This window comes from Pelagibacterium luteolum, from assembly GCF_900100665.1.
Classification (GTDB): domain Bacteria; phylum Pseudomonadota; class Alphaproteobacteria; order Rhizobiales; family Devosiaceae; genus Pelagibacterium; species Pelagibacterium luteolum.
In genome coordinates this window covers 48,542-55,292 of sequence record NZ_FNCS01000019.1, presented here as the reverse complement: position 1 = coordinate 55,292, position 6,751 = coordinate 48,542, and the positions used below count along the sequence as shown (strand labels likewise).

Sequence of the window (6,751 nt, the reverse complement as noted above, 5' to 3'; positions counted from 1 at the left end):
TCACCCCGCCTGAGGGCTTCCGCTCGCCAGCCAAACAACTGAGAGGCCTGTATCCCGATCTCGCGCGCCAGGGCCGAAACGTTCGTCCCCGGTTCAAAGCTCCGCGCCACTACCTCTGCCTTGAACGCATCAGACCATCGACGCCGTCGTGCCATCGGTGCGCCTTCCAGCCGATCAGGCACCGCCTCGATCAGATGGAAACTTCTATCCCCAGGCATAGTCGCAGACATAGAACATGACACCCATCACAAACTCTCAGGTGCCAATAGCGCCCCAGGAAAGACGGCAACAGACGGGGTGACCTTCGCGCTTACAACTGCCCAACGATCGCCGCAAGATGATCGCGCCCCACAATCAAGAGATAGGGCGCCCCATCAGGCTCCGTCACGAGTTCGATAATGTCCTCGGTGGCACGGTTTGACGTCCCGATCGCCCTGCCCTGCTCTAGCGTCAGCCCATCGAGCCGATAGACCAGCCCACGCGACGACCTGAACCGCGTCCGACCCAACGGGTAAAGGGACACACGCTCGCCCTCTCCCACCGAAATCGCGACCGAACCACCGACCACCAGCGCCAGATCGTGCTCATCGACCAAAATGATCCAGCGGTCTTTGCCATGTCGCGCCACGGCGTGGAGCGCTGCCAGCGTGTGATCGAACCGCCCACCCGTCATGCCGATCGCAATCGTTACCGGGGCGGACGTGGAATAAAGGCATTTCTCGAAATCAGTCGTATCTTGTTCAGCGATCGTCAGGATGCGCGTTCTGGCGGGAAACCGCCGTGTGTCCCGAACCGAATCCATGTCCCCGATTACGGCATCGGGCACCAGCCCCGCCGCGACGATCGCATCGCCCCCGCTATCGGCACCGATCAATCCGCTGGCCTGCGCCGCGAGCGCCCTCAACAGCGCTGGCGCCACCTGCCCACCCCCCACGATAAGCAGCGCTCCTTCGAAAGCGAGGGGCGATGATGGCGCTTCGCCGAGGCCTTGCACTGGAACTGTCACCTCTATAGTGTCGCCTCGTCTCGCTGGGGTGCCCATCCGCAAGGATGGGCTGAGAAACACCCATAGAACCTGAACCAGGTCATGCTGGCGGAGGAAGCACGAGATGGCAAGGGCCGCTTCGCGTGCCTTGTGCCATGCCAACTTTCCCCTCGTCCATCACTGACCGCAACGCTTGGCTTGTCGCGTGATTGTACTCACGCGCTTCAAAAGGACGAACCATGGTCCCCATGATCAAATCGAGCCTGTGTGCGGTTGCCATCGGAGCCCTTGCGCTCCCGGCTGTCGCCCAGGCAACGCCAACCCTCACCATCTACACCTACGACGCATTCGCCGCCGATTGGGGCCCCGGCCCCGGCCTCAAGGAAGGCTTTGAAGCCCAGTGCGGCTGCACCGTGAACTTCGTTTCCGCCGAGGATTCCATCTCAGCCCTGCGCCGCGTCCAGCTTGAGGGCGAAGCGACCGACGCCGACATCGTCCTGGGTCTTGACACTGCGACCATCGGCGAAGGCCTCGCCACCGGCCTCTTTACCGAGCACGGCATCGACCTGCCCGATTTCGATATCCCCCTCGAATGGACCGACGAGGTCTTCGTGCCCTTCGACTACGGCTATTTCGCTTTCGTCTATGACACCGAGGCCCTCGATACGCCCCCGGCGAGCTTTGAAGATCTCATCGCCCTGCCCGAGGACTTCCAGATCGTTATCCAGGACCCCCGCTCGTCGACGCCCGGCCTGGGCCTCATCCTCTGGGTCAAGGCGCTCTATGGCGATGATGCCGCCGAGATCTGGCAAGGACTCGCACCGCACGTTCTGACGGTAACCTCAGGCTGGTCCGAATCTTACGATCTGTTCCTTTCGGGCGAAGCGGACATGGTTTTGTCCTACACCACCTCCCCGGCCTACCACGTCATTGCCGAGGACGAAGACCGCTATCAGGCCGCCCGTTTCGACGCGGGACATTACACCCAGATCGAAGTTGCCGGCATTCTGGCCTCCAGCCCGGAGCAGGAACTGGCGCGCGAGTTCCTCGCCTATCTCGTGACCCCCGGAGCCCAGGCCATCCTGCCCGAAACCAACTGGATGTACCCGGTCCTCGAACCGGCCGGCGGGCTGAACCCTGGCTTTGAAGCCATGATCGATCCCGAACCCGCGCTGCTGCTCGACGCCGACGAAGTCACGGCCAATACCCGTGTCTGGATCAACGAAGCCTTCGCGGCGCTGCAATAAAAATGCCGGCCGGGCCCACTTTCATGTGGCGGCCCGGCCGCGTCATGTCCGGCGCAACCATCGCGCTGGCCATCGCCATCCTCATCGCGGCGCTGCTGACGGTCCTCTGGACCACCGGCCGCTCCATGCCCACAACCGGGTCATCTGTGGCCAACATCGGCCATCTTGTGCGCATGTCGGCCATTCAGGCCGGGCTGTCGACAGCGCTTTCGATCTTCACAGGCGTCATTATCGCCTGGATGCTGGATAGGCTGCGCTTTCCGGGCCGCGGCCTCGTCGTCGGCCTGCTCTCGACAGCACTGGTGCTGCCCTCCCTGGTCATTGTCTCTGGCCTTCTTGCCATCTGGGGCCGAAACGGCTGGGCAAACCTCTTCTTGGGCCCGCTGGGCCTTCCCACCGGCTCATCCATCTTTGGCTTTTGGGGCATCATAACCGCCCACGTGATCCTAAACGGCGCTTTTGCCGGCCGCATATTCATCGATCGGCTGGCCGCCATTCCGTCTGAAAAGATAAAGCTCGGCCGCAGCCTCGGTCTTTCTAGTTGGCGCCGGTTCGCCATCATCGATGCATCCGCCCTCGTCAGCTCTATCCCTGGCGTCGCAGCGACGGTGTTTCTTCTCTGCTTCACCAGCTTCGCCATCGTCCTGACCTTGGGCGGCGGCCCGGCTAACCAGACGCTCGAAGTGGCCATCTATCAGGCCGTGCGCCTCGATTTCGATCTCGGCGCCGCGGTCAATCTGGCGCTCGTGCAATTGCTGGTCTGCGCAGTGATCATCATTCCAGCCACCACGCTTTCGCCACCCGCAACCCTGTTCGGGCGCCGCTCCACACTCCATTGGCCCGAGCCCGGTTGGCTGACCGTTCTCCAGGCCGCACTTCTCGCCGCCCTGCTCTTTGCCTTCATCGCGCCATTAGCGGCAGTGCTCGCCGAAGGCATGGGACCAGCCCTGCTCGCCGTTCTCAATCAACCCGCGTTCTGGGCGGCCAGTGCCACAAGCCTCTGGATCGGCGTCGCTTCGGCTGGCCTTGCCCTCGCTTTGGCTCTGGGGCTCGCAATGGCACGTGGGCTTCTAAGCACCTCAAAACTGCCGCGCGCGCTTTTGGGCCTGCCGGTCTTTACCTATCTCACCGTCCCTGCCGTTGTACTGTCGCTCGGCTTTTTCCTTCTGGCCCGGCAATTGGGCTTGCCCCCGAGCAACGCCGCTCCATTCGTGCTCGTCATAGCCAACGCGCTCTTGGCCCTGCCGTTCGTTTTCGCCGCCATTGCACCCCCGCTTGAAGCCCTGTCGGCGCGGCACGAAAAACTTATTCGATCTTTGGGGCTCTCAAGCTTTGCCCAATGGCGCCACATTGAATGGCCCTTAATGGGACGCCCGATCGGCTATGCCCTGGCGGTTGCCTTCGTTTTTTCGCTGGGCGATCTCGGCGTCATCTCGCTGTTTGGAACGTCCGAGTTTTCGACGCTGCCATGGTTGATGTATCGTGCCTTCGGCGCCTACCGCACCAACGACGCCGAAGCTATCGCCGCGATCCTTCTCGTCCTGAGCGTCTCCACCTTCATCCTCATTCCCAAACTCTTCGACTGGCTGACCCATGCTCACGATTGACCGGCTCGAATTCTCATATCCCGGCGCGACGACCGCATTTCACTTCGACCTCACTATTGCCGCAGGCGAAATCGTCGGCCTCACCGGGCCGTCAGGTTCGGGTAAATCCACCCTGTTCGATCTCATCGCCGGCTTCCTCACCCCAAACTCCGGCACCATTTCACTTGATGACCGCTCGATCCTGCCGCTGCCCCCGGAACGACGTCCAGTTTCGATCCTGTTTCAGACCGATAATCTCTTCGAGCACCTTTCGGCCGGCACCAATGTTGCCCTGGGCCTCGGCAATGCGATCCGCGCCGACGATCCGCGCGTCGCTGATGCCCTCGACGCAATGGAACTGCCGGGCCTCGCGAGCCGTCGCGCCGCCAACCTCTCTGGCGGCCAGAAACAGCGCGTGGCGCTGGCCCGCACGCTCTTGCGCAACCGCCCAATCCTTTTGCTCGACGAGCCATTCAACGGCCTCGACGACGCCACGGCACAGCCCATTCGCAGGGACATCGCCCGATTGGTCGTTGAGCGCGGCTGGCACGCCATCCTCGTTTCACATCAGGCCGAGGAAATCGCGACGATGTGCGCGCGTGTGTACGCAATCGAAAACGGAAAAGCCCGCCTCGTTACCGAAGCGGGCTCAAATCATTGACGAATTGATTGACCGTCACGCCCCGGCGTCAGAAGCCTCTGCAGCGTTCGAGTCGACACCACCTGCTGCAGCCGCATCGAGTTCCGACCACGCTGCCATCACGTCTTCAAAGATCGCCTGTCCCTCTTCACCCTTTTCCAGCGTCATGATGGCCCGGCGTCCGGTGCCATAGACCATCGCCAGATCGAGCCAGCCGCGATCGCTCAGAAGCGCGATGTTGTTTTCGACATCGATATCGCTGGCACTCGACAGTGCGAAAAGGAAGGAATTGCCGACAATCCTGGCCGAAGCGCCGGTCAGGGGCTGACCTTGGACCAGTTCCTGGTCCTTGAGCAGCACGCCGGGCAGATTGGCGATGGATCCCCCGACGAAGGTCTCCGCCACGGTAAAATTGACCTCCATCAGATGGCTTGCCGGAAGATTAGCATCCGCATTGCGACGGATCAGAACCTCGACATCAAGGTTTCGCGCCGGGATCGACGCATCCGCAACGATCGTCGGATTGCCCAATTCATCAGTGCCACGCGACCACTCGACACTGCCCGAATACGGCACTGCACCGGTCGTCTGGCCCGATTGCTCCTCGAGCAGCAAGGACTGCGCCCCCTCGGTGGCCAGCGCGACGCTGGGTTCTTCAAGCATCTCTTCGCTCGGCGCACCGTTGGTGTCCGCTTCGGCCGGCAGTCGATCCTCGAATGCCACCTCGGGTTCGGTCGGCGTTGTCGACGGTGTTACGGTCTCGGTGGACGGTGTCTGTTCGCCTGGAAGCGTCGCAGGGACCCCATCTGATGTGGCCGGCACGTCAGGCGTTGTATTGGTGGCCGGCGCGGTCGTCTGACCCGCTGGCGGAACGGCATCTTCGAAAGTGTCCGTACCGGGATCGGCCACGGCGACTTCGGTGGCCGGTTGTGTATCGCCCTGGGCGAACACGGTATTGAGATCGATATATCCCTCGCGCCAAGCCCAGAAGCCAGCCACACCGCCACCGCCGAGCAGCAGGACGGAAATAACGAGAAATATGGTCAGCGCCCCGGGGCCACTGCCCGAAGGCGTGTCCTGCGCGGGAACATCAGTCTCGGCTGCTGCGGGCGCGGCATCTGCCTGAGCAGCAGTTTCCTTGGCACTATCCTCGCTGTGCTCGCCCTGTGCTTCGCGATCGAGGGCAGCGATGGCGCGGTCGATTGCCACTTGCGCATCGGACACTTCCGGCGCGTTGAGAATGCCCGGCTCGAGGTCCACTTCCCGAACGCTCGACATCGCCGTTCCCGGTGCGGCGCTCAACGTTGCGCCGACCAGCGGCCGGCCATGAACGTCCACGAGGGGCGTTGGGCTGGTCTTACTGGCGTCCGCCTCGCTCAAGAGAAAATGTTTTTCGCTCGCCGCGGTCTCGGCCGCATCCGACATGCGCGCCGGTGAGACGAACGGGATGACCCTGTGGTCATCGTCATCGCTCATGCTCGACGGCTCATCGGCTTTTGGCGTCGCGCGCTCCGCCGAGGCGATGATATCCTCGATCGAACCCATGGCGTAGGAGGTATCCCCACCTTTGGGTGTGGTGTCCTCTGGAGCATCGTCGGCCGTTGAGGCCCCAAAATCTGCCTCGCCCGAAATCAGCCGCGCGATGCGGTCTTCCTCCGGCGTGCTCGAAACCATATCGGTCGCATCGGTCCCGGGTTCATCAACCACGGGCTCGCTGAACACCGGCTCGTTAGCATCGACAGCATCTTGCGTATCTTCCGGCGACCAGTCGGCAACAGGCTCGGCAATGTTTTCATCGCCACGCGGCTCGGGCTCGAATTCGGTAACCGGCCAGGTATCGACGACCTCGGCGCTTGCGATCCGATCGTCCGCATCCTCCGATAGGTCTTGTTGTGGCTCTTCGGCGATGACGACAGGCTCGAAAGCCGGTTCGTCTTCGCTTTCCGCCACATCCTCGATTTCCGGCTCGAACCGTTCGAATGGAGCAGGCTCCTCGACCACAGGAGCGGCCGGCTCGGGCGCGTACTCTTCCACCGGTGCGTCTTCGACAGCGCGGAAGCGGCCGAGCAGTTTCTCGGTCGCTTCGTGCTCGACTTCGCGAATGCAGTCTTCCAGCGCCAACCGGTGCGTGGTGATCTCGCGCGCCGGCAGCGGCGGCTCGATGGCACGCAACTGAGCAACGAGAGCGGTACGCGCTTTCTCGTACACGGCCCGACGATTGGCCCCGGTATTTTCCGGCAGGGCATCAAGCGCCTTGCGCAACAGTTCGCGATAGTCGGCCATTATTTACTCA

The 6,751-nt window shown here is 62.5% G+C and carries 6 protein-coding genes and 1 riboswitch; of the genes, 3 read left to right on the top strand and 3 right to left on the bottom strand.

What is annotated here, in order from left to right; translation table 11 throughout:
- The coding region (locus BLR31_RS18415; RefSeq protein ID WP_143009434.1) for a transposase at window positions 1-230 on the bottom strand (230 nt) is incomplete at its 3' end.
- An 80-nt stretch (window positions 231-310) separates the two neighbouring features.
- Complete coding sequence (locus BLR31_RS18410; protein WP_176762756.1) at window positions 311-1,006, bottom strand: thiamine diphosphokinase; 696 nt, start codon at window positions 1,004-1,006, stop codon at window positions 311-313.
- Window positions 1,007-1,020: 14 nt separating this feature from the next.
- A riboswitch (TPP riboswitch) is annotated at window positions 1,021-1,119 on the top strand.
- 105 nt (window positions 1,120-1,224) lie between these two features.
- On the opposite strand from BLR31_RS18410, the gene thiB reads away from it, so the two are divergent.
- From thiB to BLR31_RS18395, 3 genes are read left to right on the top strand one after another with little or no spacing between them, the layout of a single operon-like run.
- Window positions 1,225-2,232 carry a thiamine ABC transporter substrate binding subunit gene (gene thiB / locus BLR31_RS18405; RefSeq protein ID WP_244505136.1) on the top strand — a complete coding sequence of 336 codons (1,008 nt, stop codon included), beginning with the start codon at window positions 1,225-1,227 and terminating at the stop codon, window positions 2,230-2,232.
- 44 nt (window positions 2,233-2,276) lie between these two features.
- Window positions 2,277-3,839, top strand: a complete 1,563-nt coding sequence (locus BLR31_RS18400) for an ABC transporter permease family protein (RefSeq protein ID WP_143009433.1) — start codon at window positions 2,277-2,279, stop codon at window positions 3,837-3,839.
- The gene (locus tag BLR31_RS18395) at window positions 3,826-4,479 is read left to right on the top strand and encodes an ATP-binding cassette domain-containing protein (protein ID WP_090598837.1); all 654 of its coding nucleotides are present in this window, start codon (window positions 3,826-3,828) and stop codon (window positions 4,477-4,479) included. Before BLR31_RS18400 ends, BLR31_RS18395 begins: the two co-directional genes overlap by 14 nt.
- A gap of 15 nt (window positions 4,480-4,494) precedes the next feature.
- On the opposite strand, the gene BLR31_RS18390 is transcribed toward BLR31_RS18395, so the two are convergent.
- Complete coding sequence (locus tag BLR31_RS18390) at window positions 4,495-6,741, bottom strand: hypothetical protein (protein WP_090598833.1); 2,247 nt, start codon at window positions 6,739-6,741, stop codon at window positions 4,495-4,497.
- Window positions 6,742-6,751 lie beyond the last annotated feature (10 nt).

Excerpts from the sequence above, each read along its gene's own strand:
- BLR31_RS18395 (WP_090598837.1), top strand. The coding sequence starts at position 3,826 with ATGCTCACGATTGACCGGCTCGAATTCTCATATCCCGGCGCGACGACC.
- BLR31_RS18400 (WP_143009433.1), top strand. The coding sequence starts at position 2,277 with ATGTCCGGCGCAACCATCGCGCTGGCCATCGCCATCCTCATCGCGGCG.
- thiB (WP_244505136.1), top strand. The coding sequence starts at position 1,225 with ATGGTCCCCATGATCAAATCGAGCCTGTGTGCGGTTGCCATCGGAGCC.
- BLR31_RS18390 (WP_090598833.1), bottom strand. The coding sequence starts at position 6,741 with ATGGCCGACTATCGCGAACTGTTGCGCAAGGCGCTTGATGCCCTGCCG.